The following is a 16,903-nucleotide window of genomic DNA, read 5'->3' as shown; positions in this document are numbered from 1 at the left end:
AGCAATTTGTGTTTCAGGCAATGGCGGGGGTTTTCCGCCATTGCCTGGCCTGCGCATTAGTGCCTAAACTACCCGCCTGCAAAATGCCGACATCTCTGTCGGCTTTTTTATAGTGCTTTACAGGATCTTTACTCATGCGCATCCCGCGTATTTACTCCCAGCAGGCCCTGGCCGGTGTTTCGCAAATCGAGTTGGATGAGGGCGCTTCCCGGCACCTGGTAAAAGTCCTGCGCCTCGGCGCTGGCCACCCGATGACTCTGTTTGATGGTTTGGGTGGTGAGTACAGTGCGGAATTGCTGGCTACGGGTAAGCGCGCGCAGGTGGGTGTTGGTGCATTTCGCGAAGACAATCGCCAGTCGCCTCTGGCGTTAACCCTGGCTATTGGCATTTCCCGCGGGGACCGATTTGACTGGGTGATACAGAAGGCCACGGAATTGGGAGTAGCGGCTATACAGCCTTTGTTCAGCGAGCGCTGCGAGGTCAAACTATCCGGTGAACGCCTGCAAAAAAAACTCGGCCACTGGCGCCAGATTGCTATCAGTGCTTGTGAGCAGTGTGAGCGCAATCTGTTGCCGGAAATTGCCGAACCGGTAAAACTCCCTCAGTATTTACAAACCTCAACCCAGCAGGGCGCGCCGCAAACCAAGCTGGTATTACACCACCGTACCGAGCTGGATCTGCGCCGCTGGGAAGCGGACAATGGCAAGCCGGATTCGGCCCTGTTGATGGTGGGGCCAGAGGGTGGATTGTCCCAGGCGGAGATTGATCTGGCCTTGGGGCACGGCTTTATGCCACTGCGCCTGGGGCCTAGGGTCATGCGCACCGAAACCGCGCCTATCGCCGCACTGTCTGTATTACAGTTCCAATGGGGTGACCTGTAGGAGCCGACGCAAGCCAAAATTGGATAGGATGAAAACCAGGAAGGGAAACTATGATTCGAGTAATTGTAGGGTTATTGGGTATCGCCATTGTCTTGTTGTCGCTGGCGGTTATTGCCAAGCCCAAGTTGGCGCAAACCATCAGTGAGCGACTCAGCGAGACGGGCTATTTCTTTTCCGCCTGGCTGCGCATTTTTATCGGTCTCTTCCTGCTGTTGATCGCTGACACGCGCCACTGGTATATCCTCTTCAACGCCCTGGGCGTATTGGTGCTGCTGAGTGGCGCTTATATGCTGCAAATGGGTTTTGAGCGCGGCAAGGCGCTGGCCATCAAAATCTCCCAGGGCAATGAAAATTTCCTGCGTATCAGCGGCATACTCGGTGTGGTTATCGGTATTATGCTGCTTTCAGCGCGCTGATTTTACGGGGTCCCATGTCTTCCATAGATTTAATTATTTTTGATTGCGACGGTGTGTTGGTGGATAGCGAGAGTATCGTCTGCCGCATCCTGGCTGAAGAAATGAATAAGTTGGGTATGGCCACCACTGCGGAGGAGCTGGATGAGCAATTCAGCGGCCGGCCCGCCAGGGACTGCCTACTGGAAATCGAGAAGCGTTTCGGCGGCCCCCTGCCAGACAATTATTTTGGCAATACCGAGCGCCGTATTCGCGAAGCATTCCACGCCGAGTTGGAACCCGTAGTCGGTATTGAGGGCTTGCTCGATCACTTACAGCAGATCGGCATGCGCAGTTGCGTGGCCTCATCGGGCTCTCACCAGAAAATGCATCTCACCCTAAATAAAACCGGTCTCTACGACTACTTCGACGGCAGGATCTACAGTGCTGAGGATGTTTCCCGCGGTAAACCCTGGCCGGAGCTGTTCCTGCATGCGGCCACCAGTATGGGGGTGGAGCCGGGGCGTTGTCTGGTCGTGGAGGATTCTAACGCTGGCGTGGAAGCTGCGGTAGCCGCTGGCATGCGGGTAGTCGGTTACAGTACCCATAAGCAGAGAGCGCCACAGCTGGAGCAGCGCGGTGCCCGGGTAGTTAGCGATATGATGTCGGTGTTGAATTTCCTCTAACGGCTAGATATCTCCTCCCGCCGGCAGCTTGTTCTACACTGAATTTGACGTCTGCAAACCGGAAGTTTTGTCTATGGCGGGCAAGCCTTTATTCGTCTGCTATCTCGCCCTGCTGGTGCTATTACTTGCCGGCTGCCCCACCCCCGATCCCAATAGAAAATATGCCCTTGAGCCTCAGTCTGCGGTGCAGTCCGGAGACAGTGAGAAAGAGGCGCGGCAGGCGGCTCCCTTTGCCGATGATTTGGTGCGCTTTTTACGCGGAAATTCCCGTAAAGATGGGGATACTTTTAGATTGCGCCTGGAGTTTGACCCCGGTGGTTTTGCCCCGCGTATGGATAGCATCGCCGATCTGGAGGCGCTATTGGTGATCATGCGCGATTTCCCCGAGATGCGTATTACGATTGAGGGGCACACGGATAATGACGGTGACCCAAAGAAAAACCTGCACCTCTCTCAGTGGCGCGCAGACTGGGTACGCAATTTTTTGATAGAGCGCGGTATTGATGGCGACCGCATGCGAGCACAGGGCTATGGCGATACAGATCCTATCGCTGATAATGAGAGCAAGGCTGGGCAAAGGGAAAATCGACGCCTGGTTATCCGCGTCTTGAACTTCGATCGAATGCCGAGCAGATTGCCGCGATTAAATACGTCTCCGAGCCCATAAATTTAATAAAAACCCGGCATTGATCGCCGGGTTTTTATTATTGCAGTTGCCGAATGAGCGTTATTGCCGACAAATCAGGTGGATGCTTTGCCTAGCGCCTCACCGTTATTTGCCGGTGTTTGAAAAGGCTGCCCACTAATAACCTGGCGCATCAACTTCGCCCCCTGGCGCAAGCCGAGAATACTTTGAGCGGTTAATACCCCCGAGATCATTGCCCCGGCGACACCGCAACTCATCACATCCTGGCCGGTGAGATAGAGTCCATTGAGTCGTGTCTTGGGTCTCAGCCAACGCTGTTCAAAACGTTTGGGATCGTGGTCTAGGCCATAAATTTCACCGCGTGGATAGAAGCAGAAATAATCTGTCGACAGCGGTGTGGATAACTCGTAGTAATCGATTTGCCCGCGCAGATGGGGGAAATGTTTGTAAAGGTGCTCCAATAAGCGCTGGCTGAAGGCCTCTTTCAGGGCTTCATAGTCATCACCGCGCTTGCCCCAGGGTTTGTCATGCCACTGAGCGAACCAATCGTAATTGGCTGGTGCAACGATTTCGATAGTGGCGCGCCCAGGGTAGCGCTGGGTAAAGGTGGGGTCCTTGGCCGAGGGGAAAGAGATATAGGCTAGCGGAATATCTTTGTCGCTATCCTGCAGGAAGGCCTGCATATCCTCCTCGTAGTTCTCACTGGTATAGAGCCAGTAATTGGTTTTCGGTAGTTGTAGTTCTTCGGCGGTCTTTTCCAGGCCGATATACAGGCACAGGTGAGACATAGATGGAGTGACGGTTTTCAGGTCGCGCAGGTAACCGAGGCGCTCACTGGCACTCTGGGGCAGTAATTTTTCGAAAGTATTGAATACTCCCGCTCCGGAAATCACCATGGGCGCCTCAATTTCGGTACCATCGCTCATGCGTAGGCCGCGAACTTTATTGCCATCTAACAGAATGGTTTCCACCTTGGCATAGGTAAATACATCGCCGCCACTGGCCTGAATTTGCGGAATAATGGTCTCGGAAATCTTGCTGGCACCGCCCACGGGGTAGTAACCCCCATACAAATAATGTTTGGCAATCAGGGCGTGAATAATAAAGCTGCTCTGTGCCGGGGCCATGCCGTTGTCGCCCCACTGACCAGTGAGTACGGAGATCAGTTTCTCGTTGTTGGTGATTTCAGCCAACACTTCGCGGGTGGTTTTGTTCAGCCAGGAGGGGTCGCGCAGTTTACGCCAAAGCCGCAGGAGTGGGCCGCACCAGCCGGGAAACAGCTTCTCCATCGCAATGCGTTGCATGGATTTGGCCACCTCGTTGAGGCGGCCCAGATAGCGCTCGATATTTTCCCGCTCGTCGGGAAAATGTTTAACCAGTTCATCGATAAACGTTTGGCGACCGGCGCGCAGATCAAACTGCTCTTCGCCGATACAAATGCGATCGTAGGTGTCGTCCATCGGCGCCCAATGCAACTTACCCCCGCTGATAAAGTCGAAAATCCGGCCTGTCATGGTCGGGTGCTCGCCCACATCGCCAATGTAGTGCACGCCGACATCCCACTCGTAGCCATTGCGGTCGTAGGCATGGGTATAGCCGCCGGCGGTGTAGTGCTGTTCCAGGACCAGTACCTTCTTACCGGTGGCACTCAGCATAGCCGCAGTAGTCAGGCCGCCGATTCCAGAGCCGATTACCAGGGCATCGTAGGGGCCGTTCAATCGACTGGCACGGTAACGCTGGCCAATACGCAGGCGGCTGGGCTTGGGGGCACTGCGTTTCTTCTCGGTGGTTTCGGACATGGTGGCCTCATCACTATTGTTTTTATCTCTCAACCATATCGTTCAAATATTGACTATGCAACAAGTTGCATATTTTTGATCTTGCTGGTCGGCTTGTACTTCTAATGAAAAGAAATATACACTTTGTATATGAATAATGTATGCGGTGTATAAAATGGGTATCGTCAAGATCTCGGATGAACTACACGATGAAATCCGTAAAGCGAGCACAACGCTGGCGCGTTCCATCAACGCCCAGGCCGAGTATTGGATAAAGATCGGCATGTTGGCCGAGTTAAATCCAGAACTCAGTTACAGCCAGTTGTGCAAGAAACTACTGCGCACCGAATCATTTACTCTGGAAGAGCTCACTCGTGAATAACATAAAAATAAAGACCGCCAGGGAACAGACGTTGATGCGTAACTCCGGTGAATTGTTGAGCCGGGTGTTCGCCATGCTCGATGGTATTGTGAAGCCGGGTATTACTACCATGGAAATTAACGACCGGGTGGAAACGTTTATTACCCGGGAGCTGCAGGCGCGCCCGGCCAGCAAGGGGCAATACGACTATCCCTACTCTCTCAATACTTCGATTAATGAGGTGGTTTGCCACGGCATGCCACGTGAGGGGCAGGCGTTGCGCGATGGCGATATCGTCAACGTGGATATAACCCTGGAAAAGTCCGGTTATATCGCCGATTCCAGCAAGATGTATATGATCGGTAATGTGACTCCCATTGCCAAAAAACTGGTGCAGTGTTGCTACGATGCCATGTGGGCCGGTATTCACACTGTAAAACCCGGCGCGACTTTTGGTGATGTGGGCCATACGATTCAACAGTATGTTGAAAAGCGCGGGTTCAGTGTGGTGCGTGAATACTGTGGCCATGGTATTGGCCGTGAAATGCATGAAGAACCTCAGGTAATGCACTTTGGCCGAGCGGGCAGCGGAGCTGTTTTACGCGAGGGAATGACATTTACGATTGAGCCCATGATCAATCAGGGCAATCGCAAAACCAAACTCAAAAAAGACGGTTGGACCGTGGTGACCAAAGATGGCAGGCTCTCCGCGCAGTGGGAGCACACAGTGCTGGTTACGGCGGATGGATATGAAGTGCTGACTTTGCGGGAAGAGGAAAAGAAGAGTTAGAGGAGAGGCTAATTTCTTCGCTTTCATAGCACGTAGAGAGTAATTCTCTACGTGCTATGCGCTTGATCTAGCGCTCGGACTCAGGATATCTGCCCTGAACTCACTCCACTGTCAGTGGAGGTTTCCTTTGCTACCCAATCGAGCAATTTTTTAGCGCGTGATCGAACCTTGTGATTGTGGGACCAGGCCAGAGTTCTCTCCAGAAATGGTTTTGCAAGCTTTGGCTTTTTAAGTTTTGCGAGGTGAAAGCCAATAGCGCTATTTATTTCAATACTATTTGGATTCTTCTGATAGGCTGCCATCATGGTTTTCAGTGCGGCAACACTTTCGCCTTTGTACTGCTGAGCCATCCATTTGTATTGGTAAGCCGATAGGGAAGCCGGATTTAGCGCTATAGCCATATCTGCATAATGCACCGTTTTGGTATAGCTCCCCTCATCCCATTGCCGGGATTCAAGCGTATCATGTAAGCTATATAAATGGTAAACAGATAGATTCGTTGCCGCTGTATGATTCAAATCAGATATTTCTGATAATTCCTGAAGTAAAGCCTGTGCCGCAGCCTCCTGCTGATTGTGCATTAATAGATTCGCTTTCAGAGCGATAACTCCTGGTAACTTGGCAGCATCTTTTTTTACTTTATTCAGATAGCTTAACGCCTGATCATATCTTTCAAGGTCAACCGCTCGCTCCGCCAATAATAGGGATTTTTCATTATGGTTCAGTTTGCGCTTTTCGATTTTAAAGACGTTTTTGGTTAGATTAACCTTGTAGCCCGACAGACGCCGTTCTTTTAGGTAGCGAGTTAATGCGATATCTAAATCTTCCTCTCGGATATCATAATGTTGTGTAAAGAGATCTAGTGGATCTCCTCCATTATTGATATCCGCTAGGTAATTTTTGGTTTTTTCATGATATGCATTTTTTCTGGCATCTTCGCTAAAAAATAAATAATGTAATAATAACCATGCACTGGCGTAATACTGGTTAGCATGTTTCCAACCTTTCCTGTTGTAGTTTGGTTGGAGGATTTCCCTGGCTTTCAAAGTGCCTTCTTCCAGAGAGTAAGCTCTCCACTCCGGAACATTGCCGATGGTGATGGAATTCCTATCAATAGTCGCACTGGCTAATAATTCTGCGAAGCCCTCTGAATACCACCTGGGGTAACGCATGGAACCGCGTTCACGCATAAGATGGTGAACATATTCATGAAACATGATTGCTTGGCCACTAAATATGCCACGTTTATTTTCCTGGGAAAAAATCAAGGGTCCATTAATAGTGTTGGTATAAAAACCTCCGATGCTTCTTTTTCCAGAAAATTTATCAAACTCTTTAGAGCTATTAAAATGATAGACCCTAAGCCTAGAATTTTCAGGACGGTCTTCCATGCCTGTTACCATAAGTGAGGCACTGCGAAATTTTTCCAGTTCGCGCAATAAGTTCTCAGCTTTTTTCGGTGAAACATCGGAATAGACGGTAAAGTTAGTGCTTTTATATTCCCGCCAATCTCTGGCGTAGGCTGATACCGTTAAGACGGATAGCAATAGAAAGGATATAAGGCAGTAAACTCTGCTTTTCATGGAATATCTCTAATAAAAGTGCGGAGAGGCTTGAGCCAATTAAAGGGGCGGGATTTTATAGGGGCATATACGTTTAGTACATGCCAAATCATATGGCCATTTGGTATAGGTGTTGCCTGCTCTGCCTTCCTTGGCCTATGGCGACAGTATGTCTCTCAGTTTGTGACGTTGGCTTTTATAGTGTCTTTATCTGAGATTAAATTGTTGACGAATATCATGAATCAGTATTTGCCTCGAACTCTTATGCCGCTCATGGGGTGCGAAAAGGCTGCTGGTGCTCTCTAACAGGTCAACAGCCCTCTGTAATTTTTGTAGGCCTATTCTGCTGAGATTTCCCTCTTTTGTTAACTCCTTGATCACTAGAGAGGCCAGCTCTTTGCGTGCTATATCCTCGGGGAGTCCGCTTTTAGTGCATAGCCCATAAGTACCATCGATAAAGTGTTTCCATTCGCTTTCAATATGTGTGGTAAGCCCCTTGTTCATTTTTATGTCAGAACAGCTATGGCCAAGAGACTTTAACTGATAGATTGTATCCGTGTATCTTGTTTTAAATAAATCAAAAATCTGTTTTGGATTATTTTTTAGCCGAAGGTCTTTTAACCAGGATACATAACCTTTGGCGTAGAACTCCTGGTTATGGGATTCATTATGGGTGCCGAAGAATGAATGGCATTGCAGGCCCAGTACCAGCGTGTAGGAAGCTTTAGGCATAACAAGGGCATTCTGGTAGTTTACAAATTCTTCCTGCCTTAAACCGCTTAGCGATAGCAGCTTCTCTTTACTATAAAAGTAACTCTGTAAATATTCTATTAATTCCATAAGTACACACCCGAATGTGTCGTTGCGATCAGATTGGCAGTGCAGCTTGACATAAACCTTACGGCAATACTTCGATGGAGGGCGTAGTATATAAGTCGGGCTATAGATTATATGCAGCGACTTTAGGGAAGCTCTAAGTAGCGATTTATTGTTATTTAAGTTCGAGACGCTTCCCTGCGACTGAATGCTTTATTAAGATTTTTTAAATAAAATTGTTAACCCTGTTAATCAATCCTGAAGAAATAATATATCTGTGCGAATAATATATTTTATCCCACGAGTAATTGGCGTTGAGCTGTGGATCCTATGCAAGGGGTGCATACCATGGGGGAAACACAGTACGGATCCAGCGGGGGTTCTTACATCAATATCCATCATGGAGTGCCGGCTGGGCTGTTGGTAGGGGTTATCTGCATTGACACGAAAACGTGTGGCGCCGCCGTCAAAATCTTCACTGAGTAAAACTAGAAAAGTCATTTCGCTAAAACGGTCTGGAAAACCATTAGCGACCAACTGGCCATCTATGATTCGGCTGCCCGGCCAGGCTCCATCGGTGTGAAATTGAAAGTAATCACCTTCGCCGTAACGATAAAAGCGAAAACGCTGATTGAGTCCCACTGGCTCCCGCCCTTCAAAGTAGCCATTGGGGTCCTGCATAAAAGCGCTGCACCGCTGCCAGATTAGCCGTTCGGTAGTTTCATCTACCACCCAGGTAAGGCTGTCGTTATGGCGTACCTCCCTAGGCAAAGAAACGGCGGCATCTGGCAGATAACCGATATTTTCAGTGATATCGATGAGACGCTGGCATTCCTCACTGGAAAATACATTGAGTAATTGAAAAGCGCCGGGCACCTCGGCAATTTCTCTGCGCTGAACCAAAGACGGGGCGTTACCCTTTAGTGAGGCTGGATTTGCCAGTCGTGCGGCCCAGGTGGGCAGAGCAGGATGCTCCGCACCGGGTTCCCTGGCGATAATAAAGAAATCCTGCTCAAGGCTGCTGTTGGCCTCAGTTGATGGATTCATCGCAATGTCTTGAGAACTTGGCATAATGACTTCGTCCAAAATATCTGCACTCGAGTTTTTTAATTAATGATTAATAAGGGTGAGCTGGGCAAATTGTCGGTGTCCCTCAGCCCCGCCGTGGTAGCCAAAACCACTCTGTTTGGCACCTACCCATGGTGTCCCACCGGCACCCTGGTTAATACCAATCATGCCCGCCTGTAGTTGATTCGCGACTTCCTGAGCATCCGCTGTGCCAAATACCACGGCGCCCAAGCCGTATACAGAGTCGTTGGCTCTGTGAATCCCCTCTTCAATGGCGCTGAAGCGGTCTATTGCGACTACCGGGCCAAAAGTTTCCTCGTCCTCAAGTTGCATACCCGGTTTGATACCACTGATGACCGTGGGAGGAATAAAAGGAAGCTCGGGGGATTTTTCTCCCAGCAAAAGCGTTGCGCCCTTCTCTATGGCGTCATGAATATGCTGAACCACTTTTTGATGCTGACGGGGATTGACCAGTGGACCTATATCGACATCCCCTTCTGGCCAACCACCGGTGCGATAATTTTTTGCAATGGCAACCACCGCTCGCTCAAACTGGTCCGCGATACGCTCGTCCACATAAACACGCTCGGTTGAAGTACACATTTGTCCGGCATTTTCAAAGCTGGAAGCCACGGCGAATTGTGCGGCGCGGTGAATATCGGCGCTGGCCAAAACCAGCATGGGATCATTGCCGCCCAACTCCATGATCAGGCGTTTTAATTTGGGAGCGGCATTAGCCATGATGGCCTGGCCGGTTGCACGGGAGCCGGTGAAAGCAACCATATTGATGTCCGCTTTGACCAGGGCTTCTCCGGTTTTTCCATCTCCATGGGCAATCTGTAATACCCCGCTGGGCAGCGACTGGTTCAGGGTTTTTACCAGGAGGTCCGCAACCAGAGGGGTTTCTTCGGAGGGTTTTAAAATCACGCTGTTACCGGCAATCAGTGCCGGTACGATCAGGTTATTGGCCATCGCCAGGGGATAATTCCAAGGGGAAATAACCGCGACCACGCCCAACGGACGATATTGAATTTCACTGTTACCCTGGCGCTGGCTGCGCAGGGCCTCACCGGAATCTCCGGCCAACCAGGGGCCACTGTGAATGGCGCCGCCAGCCTCGTAGCTGGCCCGCCGCGCATCTTTGCCCATCTCACGGCTGATCAGTTTTGCCAATTTCGCCTGTATGGGGTCAAGCTTTTTATAGGCTTGTTGTACAAGCTGTACACGCTGCTGAATGGATTTTTTGCCCCACTCAACCTGTGCCTGCTTGGCCTGTTGCAACAATTTTTTTAAATCGTCTTCATAACAAATATCGACGCTGCCGATAACTTCGTTATTTAAAGGATCTATTGAGTTCAGGGTTTTATTCATGGGGTTTTGATCGATATTTCAATTTATTTAGTGTTTAAACAACCCGATAGTGCGAATTTCCAGGCTGGTACGCCGGGGGGCATTTTCGCTTTCCGGTAAGTCGAAGGCGCTATGGGGGCTGCCGGTAATCACATCGCTGTGTTCGCTATCAAAAACCCGCAGTAGCAACCCTTCGCCGGGGCGCATATCACTAAACCAAATCCAGCGGTGTTGAGGGTTGGAGCTAATGACAGAAATCTGCCCTTCCCGCTCTGGGTAAATCAGGCGCATCTTGTGGAAATCCGCTGCTTCCACGCTGCGCAGATCCGCCATAGCCAGAGGGGACTCTTCAACCCGATGCAGCAGCGGCAGCCACAAGTTCACAAACTTAAACCGGGGATATTCGTCCGGATTTAAGCCGTATTCCGGTAGCGTCTGCTTGAGCTGGCGCTGGGCAGACCAGGGCGTGTAATCGTTGTGCGCGATTTTTACTGGGGCGCGGCGACTGCGGCTCTGCTCAGCGATGGCGTCTGCTTTAGTCTGAGCGCGCAGCGTGTGATCGAAGGTTACAACCTGGTCCGCTCCCAAATAAGCAGCCAGCCATCGCTCAATCGCCGGATACCATTGAGTACGGATCAAGGTGTCTCGGGATTCTGGCGAAAGCACTTTGCTATTGGCTGAAGGCTTGTTGCTATCCAGCGCTTTTAAAGTGTCATCCAGCTGGTGCAGGTCGATATCGAGGCTGGGCTCTACCAGCTCAAACCCCTGTTCGTCCAAACGGAAGGTCTCCCCCGCAGCCTGCAGTTGCCTGCCGTCATGAACTGTCACCAGGTGGGGGATTACCTGATCGATCAGGCTAGCGGGGCCGGGGCCTGTATGGCGTTGGTCGTAGACCAGCTCTGCGCTGGGGTCCGCGTAGTTGATACTTGCCCGCATTAAGCCCGGTATCGATGATTGCAGAGTCGCGCCTGGCATAGTGGGTTCCTCACTCATGGGGGTCTATGTATCGGCAATGCTAGGCTGGAGCAGATACAATGAAAATCAAGTAACGATTGTGAGTGATACAGGTTTGACTAGGGGCAACAGAGACGATCGCCTGGATCGGCTGGAACTAAAGCAACTGCGGCTGCTGCAGGCAATTCTGCGGGAGTTAAATTTATCCCGGGTGGCCGACCAGCTCGGTGTGACTCAGCAGACCGTGAGTGAACAGCTCAAGCGATTGAGGGAGATCTTTGGCGACCGCTTATTTATTCGGACCAGCAACGGAGTGGTAGCCACTCCCCTGGCAGAACGGCTGGCACCGAGGATCGATAGCGTATTAAACGAAATCGCCTCACTGTTGCGTGGGCACGAATTTCTGCCGGCCGAGTACACCGGCATTTTTACTATCAGCGCCACTGACTTTGAACAGCGAGTGGTATTGCCGGGTCTGCTGAAAAAACTGCGTGAACAGGCCCCGGGTCTCAAAGTGGTTGTGCTCAAGCTGGAAATCGACCGCATGGCGCAGCAGCTGCAAACCGGCGAGGTAGATTTGGTCTTCAGTACACCCGGTTTTGTGCCGGACAACTGCCCGACAATGCTGCTGTATCGAGAGCACTATGTTTGCGTGTGCTGCCGGCATGCAAAAATACCCGGCCAGTTAACAGGAGAGACTCTGGCATTGGCACAGTTGGCGGCGCTACCGCAATTGGTGGTGTCTCCCTCCCGCGGAGAACTGCGTGGCATGGCCGATACCTGGTTCGAGGAGTTTGGCCTGCAGCGCAATGTGGTGTTGTCGGTTCCCTCTTTCGCCGCTGCAGCCGAATGTATCGCCTCCACCAATACCGTGGCTTTTCTGCCGTCGCGCCTGTTGCCCGATGAGCGCCTGAGTACCCTGCCAATTGCCGACCAGCCCCCCGGTTTCGATGTGATCGCCGCCTGGCACAGTCGCAGCGGGCAGGACCCACTGCATAAATGGATCAGGGAGTTATTGGCGTAGCAATTTGCTCCAGCGACGGATCATCAGTAAAAACGCGCAAGAGTATTCTTTAGCGGCCTCGCTATTAGATAAAGCATTGATGTTGAATGTGGGTAAACAGGCCGTAGTATTTTTAGAGTGGTGAACGATCTATCCCTTGCCCTTTTCCACTAGGGATGCACGGTGTCATCTTTCTGCAACCGCTCTTAACAATCATTGCCTGGGATTGCGTGATCGCCCTCACTTGATCTGACTAAAGAGTTTTACTCTAGAGCTGCAGGATACTGGTGGCTTTCCTTTTGGGTGCCGAGTTAATGAATTTGAATCTGGTAATTCTCGTATGAATTATGGTTCCAATGTTTATTTGTTCAGGATGGTGGAATCCCTGGGCCTATTGATGCGCACCCGGCTGTGGATGCAAATCCTGTTGGCTATGGTGCTGGGGCTTGGTATTGGCCTGCTGCTGTCGCCGGAAGGGGCTGGGCTGGTCGATGAGAATCTCAGCGTAATATTGGCCAGCTGGTTCAAGCTGCCCGGTGCCCTATTCCTGAATATGATTCAAATGGTGGTGATTCCACTGGTGGTCTCCTCCATTATCCTCGGGCTCTGTGGCAGTGGAAATGTATCCCAGCTCAAGCGGGTTGGCCTGCGTATAGCGCCCTATTTTATTGCCACCACCACAGTAGCGGTGATTATCGGCATAGTCCTGGCCCAATTTATTCAACCGGGTAACTATATCGATGAGGCCCTGCTCACAGCGGCTACTGAACTACCAAGTAGCGCACCGCCACAGATGCTGGAATCCAAGCCGCTTCCGGAGCGAATCGCTGAACTGATACCAGCCAATCTGAATCAGAGCATCGCCATGCGCAATATGCTACAGCTGGTGGTCTACGCGATTTTCACCGGAGTGGCAGTGATGTTGCTGCCGCAAAAGCAGCGTGATACCGCGGTCTACGCCTTCGGCATAGTGCAGGAAATCGCCTTGAAAATAGTCGGTTGGGCCATGCTGTTCGCGCCGCTGGCGGTATTTGGATTACTGGCGGATATCGCCATTCGCGTGGGTTTAACGGCGATAGTGGGGATGTCTGTCTATGTGGGCACGGTTATTCTGGGGCTACTGATCCTACTGCTGTTCTATCTGTTGATTGTCGCACTGGCCACGCCAATGCGGCCTCTGAGCTTTCTGCAGCGCATCAGTGGCGTACAGCTACTGGCCTTTTCCACCTCCAGCTCCGCGGCCGTAATGCCGCTTTCAATGCGCACTGCCGAGACTTCCCTGGGAGTGAAACCTTCTATAGCCAAATTTATTGTGCCTCTTGGCGCTACGGTGAATATGGACGGCACTGCCCTCTATCAGGTAATTGCGGCGATTTTTCTCACCCAGGTTTATGGCATTGACCTCAGCACGGCACAACTGGTGGGACTTACCGTAACTACTGTGGGCGCTTCAATCGGTTCCCCAAGTACACCGGGTGTGGGGATAGTGATTCTCGCCAGTATCCTGGCTGGAATAGGTGTCCCGCCAGAGGGTATTGCACTGATTCTCGGTGTGGACCGCATACTCGATATGTGCAGGACCGCCGTAAACGTCACGGGCGATCTCACCGCCTGTCTGATGATGGATAAATTATTGGGCAGCGACAGCCTGGAGGAACCTGAAACCCAAACCGCTTAAGTGTCTTTTCGGGAGGTTTGGGGGCTAGAGGTTAATGGGAGCTTTGCAGTATCTCCAGGGTGCGGGGGTCCTGTTTGCCCTCATAATATTTCGCTAAAACCTGCATAAATAGATTATCTGTGCCACCCGCAGCAAGGGCGAACAGGGTCATACAGGATCTGACCTTGATTGCATCAAGGCTACCGAATATTTCCAGGGCGCTGAGATCTTGCAGGTGTAATAACTTCTGACAACACTCCCGCAATCGTGGCCCAAGCTGTGGATGTTTCAGGTAAGCATGCGCCTCCTCTAGACCTGTCACTCCATATCGTTGTGAAGTAGCACTGTGTCCCAGTCCCTTGAGCTGCGGAAAAATATACCAAATCCAATGGCTGCGTTTGTGCCCCTGCCGCAACTCCTGCAAGGCCTGTGCATAAGAGTCGTTTTGTGCCTGGCAGAACCGCTCCAGGTCAAAATAATCACTCATAAACATTTTCCCGTAAAAGGTCATTGATGTTTTACAGAAAGAAAAGCGTAGCATGAATATTCATGCGCGAGGTTATAGCGGCCATGTTCTGGCAGGAGTAGTAAAGTGGTAGTACTTACCCTCTAAGCAGTTGCTTTTTTGACATGTGTACTCGTGGTGATCAAACCCTTGTCTATTACGCCCTGTTTAACGGTAAAATTTTTCAGGGTCAGTTATTTGAAAGACGGGGTTAACCGTCTTTTTGAATGAAGAAATCCAATTTAAGCGGTGGGCAATAAAGCCCGTATATCATCAGGTACCGGCATGGATTTCCCAGCCTGTTGGTCTACCCAAACAATCTTAGCTTCACCGGTGGTGTAGAGTTTATCGGTGTTATCCGCATCTCTGATCTCGTAATAGCTATTAAAGCTACTACGCCCAGGAGTGCCGCCATACATACTAACAGTAATGTTGGCTGGAAATACCAAAGGTAAATGAAAATTGGCCGAAGCATTGAGTAGTACTGGGCCATCTCCTTGATTACTGCTTACCGCGCCGGAGCGTTTAATAGCCGCTAACCAGCTGCAGCGGCACTGCTCAAAGTAGGTGAAGTAGGTAGCGTTGTTGATATGCCCTAAGGCGTCCATATCACCCCAGCGTACAGCTAAGGTTTCCTGATGTAGAAGGTTACGGGGGGCTTCACTCATTGTCATTACACTTAAATCAAAACAGTAAAGCGGTTAATTGTAATGGGCCGTCGAGGCTGTGAGTAGGGTTATATTTTATATTCTTAAGTTAATGCAAGACTGCAAGAAAACATCAATATTACTTTTGTCTTTTCTGCTTACTCCTACGTTGCGGCGGTTGATTAGTAGTAAGTGCCAGCAAAAAATAGTTGGCATCAAATAGTTACTTGCTGAGCCGCTTCCGCAAACTGGAGCCGGGAAACCCATGGGAATGTTCGCAAGAAATCACTACGCCGTATTATTGAGGCCGCCGAAATACAGTCTCCCTGTGACAACGAACACCGCCAAGCGCGTTAGTATTCCATGGAATATCCAGGAGAGAATGTGAAGTCAAAGAAAGTGACTTCTTTTTCGCAGGCGTTTAATGGTCGTGTGGTAAATTATAAATGGCTCTTGTATGTAGTGGACATGTAATTTTTATAGTTTTGTATCTTTGTTATAGGGCTGAATGGTTTTTTAATTTCAGATTTACAATTTATGGCTGCTTTGAAAGTAGTAGCCTTTTAGGCAGGTGAGAGTTTTTAAATATTATTTTAGTGGGAGGTCTCACTTACATGATGCACAGGAGTTAATATCCGGTGCATCATGATTGATTTTCTAAATTATTTTTGCTGCTTTATTCGGCTTCAACGGTAATTCGTAGTGTTCCAGAAAAGGGGGCCGATGCCTGATTGGGCTCCCACTGATTTTCGGGGATAATAATAACAAAAGTGGCGTTATCATCCGCGCAGTTGGACGCTTGAAGGACATTGTTGGTGATGGCTTGTCCAGCTGGGGCCGATTCAGGAAGTGCACCATCATTCTGGTAGACCACACCGTAACTAATTGAAGTCCCGTCAGATCCAATTAAGCTATATGTAGGGTCAGCACCATCATTTTCAAAGGTTATGCCATAAAGTGAAAAACCATTTCCGGCAACACAAAACCTGTCTTCGGCTATTGCGTCATTTCCCGGTGTGGGGTTTGAAATAGTAATTGGATCAACATTATCTATTGTGATAGTTGTATCAAATTGGAGGGTTATCAAACTGGTTGCACTATCTGTGGCTTGGGATAGCGCGGATGGAGTAAAGCCAATGGCTAATCCGGTAACTACTATGGGTGCCAGAAAATTTGCTGTAACAATTCTCATTGTGAACTCCCTTTCACATTAGATCACACAATATCTGTAAATCAATAACGACAAAACCAAATGAGAATGAGTGGTTTCTGTATTGAAATATTAGTCGTGAATTTTCTGTGGAATCTTGCTGGGCGGTTATCTAATTATTTTAGAGAGATAACTACTAGTTTTAGAGAGAGTTTTCTTATTTTTAGGTTGGGGCTTTGGCGGTTAAGTTGCCTTTGTAAATATTCTAGTGAAGCTTTTTTTGAGGTTTATGGGTCTTTAGGCCTGTTGTTAGGCGGCGGTTTCAATTTTTCGGTGCCGGAAAATTTAAATCTGATAGGCTCAAGTGTCCCCAATCACTAAGTAGACCGTTACCTAAAAGGGCAAATAGGGAATATTCACGAATCATTGGCCAAGGTCCGCCAAGCTATCAAAGTAAAAGACGGCGGCAAGGTCTGGTTAGGCAGTGAATCTTGAAGGTATTAGAAGATTTAATCGGCGTAGTGTCGGCCTTGGCCGGCACACTCACTACACACGCACTTCGCAATGGAAAAAAACTGACCAGGATGCGGAAATCAACGGCAACAAAAGCAGTGCGGATAGTTTGGAGTCTCAACTTAGGCCAATAATGGCCTAAGT

General features: G+C 49.8%; 18 protein-coding genes. 8 read left to right on the top strand and 10 right to left on the bottom strand.

Annotated elements, in window-relative coordinates:
- Window positions 1-13: 13 nt before the first annotated feature.
- A complete protein-coding gene (locus ACJJI0_RS14590) occupies window positions 14-136 on the bottom strand; it encodes a hypothetical protein (RefSeq protein ID WP_444883155.1) in 123 nt (40 codons plus the stop codon).
- Between ACJJI0_RS14590 and ACJJI0_RS14585 the strand changes: the two genes are divergently transcribed.
- From ACJJI0_RS14585 to ACJJI0_RS14570, 4 genes are all read left to right on the top strand, one after another.
- Window positions 135-881 (top strand): 16S rRNA (uracil(1498)-N(3))-methyltransferase, encoded by a 747-nt coding sequence (locus tag ACJJI0_RS14585; protein WP_444883154.1) that lies wholly within the window; start codon window positions 135-137, stop codon window positions 879-881. The two genes, ACJJI0_RS14590 and ACJJI0_RS14585, sit on opposite strands and share 2 nt — an antisense overlap.
- Before the next feature lie 50 nt (window positions 882-931).
- Complete coding sequence (locus tag ACJJI0_RS14580) at window positions 932-1,297, top strand: hypothetical protein (RefSeq protein ID WP_252083806.1); 366 nt, start codon at window positions 932-934, stop codon at window positions 1,295-1,297.
- Between the two features lie 14 nt (window positions 1,298-1,311).
- Window positions 1,312-1,959 (top strand): HAD family hydrolase, encoded by a 648-nt coding sequence (locus tag ACJJI0_RS14575; RefSeq protein ID WP_252083804.1) that lies wholly within the window; start codon window positions 1,312-1,314, stop codon window positions 1,957-1,959.
- A 73-nt stretch (window positions 1,960-2,032) separates the two neighbouring features.
- Window positions 2,033-2,626 (top strand): OmpA family protein, encoded by a 594-nt coding sequence (locus ACJJI0_RS14570; protein WP_444883153.1) that lies wholly within the window; start codon window positions 2,033-2,035, stop codon window positions 2,624-2,626.
- A gap of 74 nt (window positions 2,627-2,700) precedes the next feature.
- Here ACJJI0_RS14570 and ACJJI0_RS14565 read toward each other — a convergent pair whose 3' ends face one another.
- The gene (locus ACJJI0_RS14565; protein WP_444883152.1) at window positions 2,701-4,404 is read right to left on the bottom strand and encodes a phytoene desaturase family protein; all 1,704 of its coding nucleotides are present in this window, start codon (window positions 4,402-4,404) and stop codon (window positions 2,701-2,703) included.
- A 154-nt stretch (window positions 4,405-4,558) separates the two neighbouring features.
- On the opposite strand from ACJJI0_RS14565, the gene ACJJI0_RS14560 reads away from it, so the two are divergent.
- On the top strand, window positions 4,559-4,765 hold the full coding sequence (locus tag ACJJI0_RS14560; protein WP_152455728.1) for a ParD-like family protein: 207 nt from the start codon (window positions 4,559-4,561) through the stop codon (window positions 4,763-4,765).
- The gene (map, locus tag ACJJI0_RS14555) at window positions 4,758-5,534 is read left to right on the top strand and encodes a type I methionyl aminopeptidase (RefSeq protein WP_444883151.1); all 777 of its coding nucleotides are present in this window, start codon (window positions 4,758-4,760) and stop codon (window positions 5,532-5,534) included. Before ACJJI0_RS14560 ends, map begins: the two co-directional genes overlap by 8 nt.
- A gap of 80 nt (window positions 5,535-5,614) precedes the next feature.
- On the opposite strand, the gene ACJJI0_RS14550 is transcribed toward map, so the two are convergent.
- The 5 genes from ACJJI0_RS14550 to ACJJI0_RS14530 all read right to left on the bottom strand — a co-directional run bounded on the left by ACJJI0_RS14550 (window position 5,615) and on the right by ACJJI0_RS14530 (window position 11,305).
- Window positions 5,615-7,117: a tetratricopeptide repeat protein gene (locus ACJJI0_RS14550; protein ID WP_444883150.1), complete on the bottom strand. Its 1,503-nt coding sequence runs from the start codon at window positions 7,115-7,117 to the stop codon at window positions 5,615-5,617.
- 186 nt (window positions 7,118-7,303) lie between these two features.
- Window positions 7,304-7,936, bottom strand: coding sequence for a DUF6058 family natural product biosynthesis protein (locus ACJJI0_RS14545; protein WP_444883149.1), 633 nt, complete (start codon window positions 7,934-7,936; stop codon window positions 7,304-7,306).
- 228 nt (window positions 7,937-8,164) lie between these two features.
- Window positions 8,165-8,959, bottom strand: coding sequence for a prolyl hydroxylase family protein (locus ACJJI0_RS14540; RefSeq protein ID WP_444883148.1), 795 nt, complete (start codon window positions 8,957-8,959; stop codon window positions 8,165-8,167).
- 63 nt (window positions 8,960-9,022) lie between these two features.
- Entirely contained in the window at window positions 9,023-10,351 is a 1,329-nt protein-coding gene (locus ACJJI0_RS14535; protein WP_444883147.1) for an aldehyde dehydrogenase family protein, read from the bottom strand.
- 27 nt (window positions 10,352-10,378) lie between these two features.
- Window positions 10,379-11,305, bottom strand: a complete 927-nt coding sequence (locus ACJJI0_RS14530; protein WP_444883146.1) for a CmcJ/NvfI family oxidoreductase — start codon at window positions 11,303-11,305, stop codon at window positions 10,379-10,381.
- A 79-nt stretch (window positions 11,306-11,384) separates the two neighbouring features.
- Here ACJJI0_RS14530 and ACJJI0_RS14525 point away from each other — a divergent pair, with 79 nt between their 5' ends.
- A complete protein-coding gene (locus tag ACJJI0_RS14525) occupies window positions 11,385-12,308 on the top strand; it encodes a LysR family transcriptional regulator (protein ID WP_444883145.1) in 924 nt (307 codons plus the stop codon).
- Window positions 12,309-12,627: 319 nt separating this feature from the next.
- Window positions 12,628-13,965, top strand: coding sequence for a dicarboxylate/amino acid:cation symporter (locus tag ACJJI0_RS14520; protein ID WP_444883144.1), 1,338 nt, complete (start codon window positions 12,628-12,630; stop codon window positions 13,963-13,965).
- A gap of 31 nt (window positions 13,966-13,996) precedes the next feature.
- Here ACJJI0_RS14520 and ACJJI0_RS14515 read toward each other — a convergent pair whose 3' ends face one another.
- The 3 genes from ACJJI0_RS14515 to ACJJI0_RS14505 form a co-directional block, all read right to left on the bottom strand.
- On the bottom strand, window positions 13,997-14,431 hold the full coding sequence (locus ACJJI0_RS14515; protein ID WP_444883143.1) for a DUF1810 domain-containing protein: 435 nt from the start codon (window positions 14,429-14,431) through the stop codon (window positions 13,997-13,999).
- A gap of 260 nt (window positions 14,432-14,691) precedes the next feature.
- Complete coding sequence (locus tag ACJJI0_RS14510) at window positions 14,692-15,117, bottom strand: acyl-CoA thioesterase (protein ID WP_444883142.1); 426 nt, start codon at window positions 15,115-15,117, stop codon at window positions 14,692-14,694.
- A 655-nt stretch (window positions 15,118-15,772) separates the two neighbouring features.
- On the bottom strand, window positions 15,773-16,288 hold the full coding sequence (locus tag ACJJI0_RS14505; RefSeq protein WP_444883141.1) for a hypothetical protein: 516 nt from the start codon (window positions 16,286-16,288) through the stop codon (window positions 15,773-15,775).
- Window positions 16,289-16,903 lie beyond the last annotated feature (615 nt).

The organism is Microbulbifer mixtoriginis (SeqCode), assembly GCF_052466695.1.
The sequence above is the reverse complement of the archived record's forward strand: the minus strand, read 5'-3'. Positions and strand labels throughout refer to the sequence as shown.

Coding starts and splice junctions, on each gene's coding strand:
- ACJJI0_RS14585 (WP_444883154.1), top strand. CDS start 135: ATGCGCATCCCGCGTATTTACTCCCAGCAGGCCCTGGCCGGTGTTTCG.
- ACJJI0_RS14590 (WP_444883155.1), bottom strand. CDS start 136: ATGAGTAAAGATCCTGTAAAGCACTATAAAAAAGCCGACAGAGATGTC.
- ACJJI0_RS14580 (WP_252083806.1), top strand. CDS start 932: ATGATTCGAGTAATTGTAGGGTTATTGGGTATCGCCATTGTCTTGTTG.
- ACJJI0_RS14575 (WP_252083804.1), top strand. CDS start 1,312: ATGTCTTCCATAGATTTAATTATTTTTGATTGCGACGGTGTGTTGGTG.
- ACJJI0_RS14570 (WP_444883153.1), top strand. CDS start 2,033: ATGGCGGGCAAGCCTTTATTCGTCTGCTATCTCGCCCTGCTGGTGCTA.
- ACJJI0_RS14565 (WP_444883152.1), bottom strand. CDS start 4,404: ATGTCCGAAACCACCGAGAAGAAACGCAGTGCCCCCAAGCCCAGCCGC.
- ACJJI0_RS14560 (WP_152455728.1), top strand. CDS start 4,559: ATGGGTATCGTCAAGATCTCGGATGAACTACACGATGAAATCCGTAAA.
- ACJJI0_RS14550 (WP_444883150.1), bottom strand. CDS start 7,117: ATGAAAAGCAGAGTTTACTGCCTTATATCCTTTCTATTGCTATCCGTC.
- ACJJI0_RS14545 (WP_444883149.1), bottom strand. CDS start 7,936: ATGGAATTAATAGAATATTTACAGAGTTACTTTTATAGTAAAGAGAAG.
- ACJJI0_RS14540 (WP_444883148.1), bottom strand. CDS start 8,959: ATGAATCCATCAACTGAGGCCAACAGCAGCCTTGAGCAGGATTTCTTT.
- ACJJI0_RS14535 (WP_444883147.1), bottom strand. CDS start 10,351: ATGAATAAAACCCTGAACTCAATAGATCCTTTAAATAACGAAGTTATC.
- ACJJI0_RS14530 (WP_444883146.1), bottom strand. CDS start 11,305: ATGCCAGGCGCGACTCTGCAATCATCGATACCGGGCTTAATGCGGGCA.
- ACJJI0_RS14520 (WP_444883144.1), top strand. CDS start 12,628: ATGAATTATGGTTCCAATGTTTATTTGTTCAGGATGGTGGAATCCCTG.
- ACJJI0_RS14515 (WP_444883143.1), bottom strand. CDS start 14,431: ATGAGTGATTATTTTGACCTGGAGCGGTTCTGCCAGGCACAAAACGAC.
- ACJJI0_RS14510 (WP_444883142.1), bottom strand. CDS start 15,117: ATGAGTGAAGCCCCCCGTAACCTTCTACATCAGGAAACCTTAGCTGTA.
- ACJJI0_RS14505 (WP_444883141.1), bottom strand. CDS start 16,288: ATGAGAATTGTTACAGCAAATTTTCTGGCACCCATAGTAGTTACCGGA.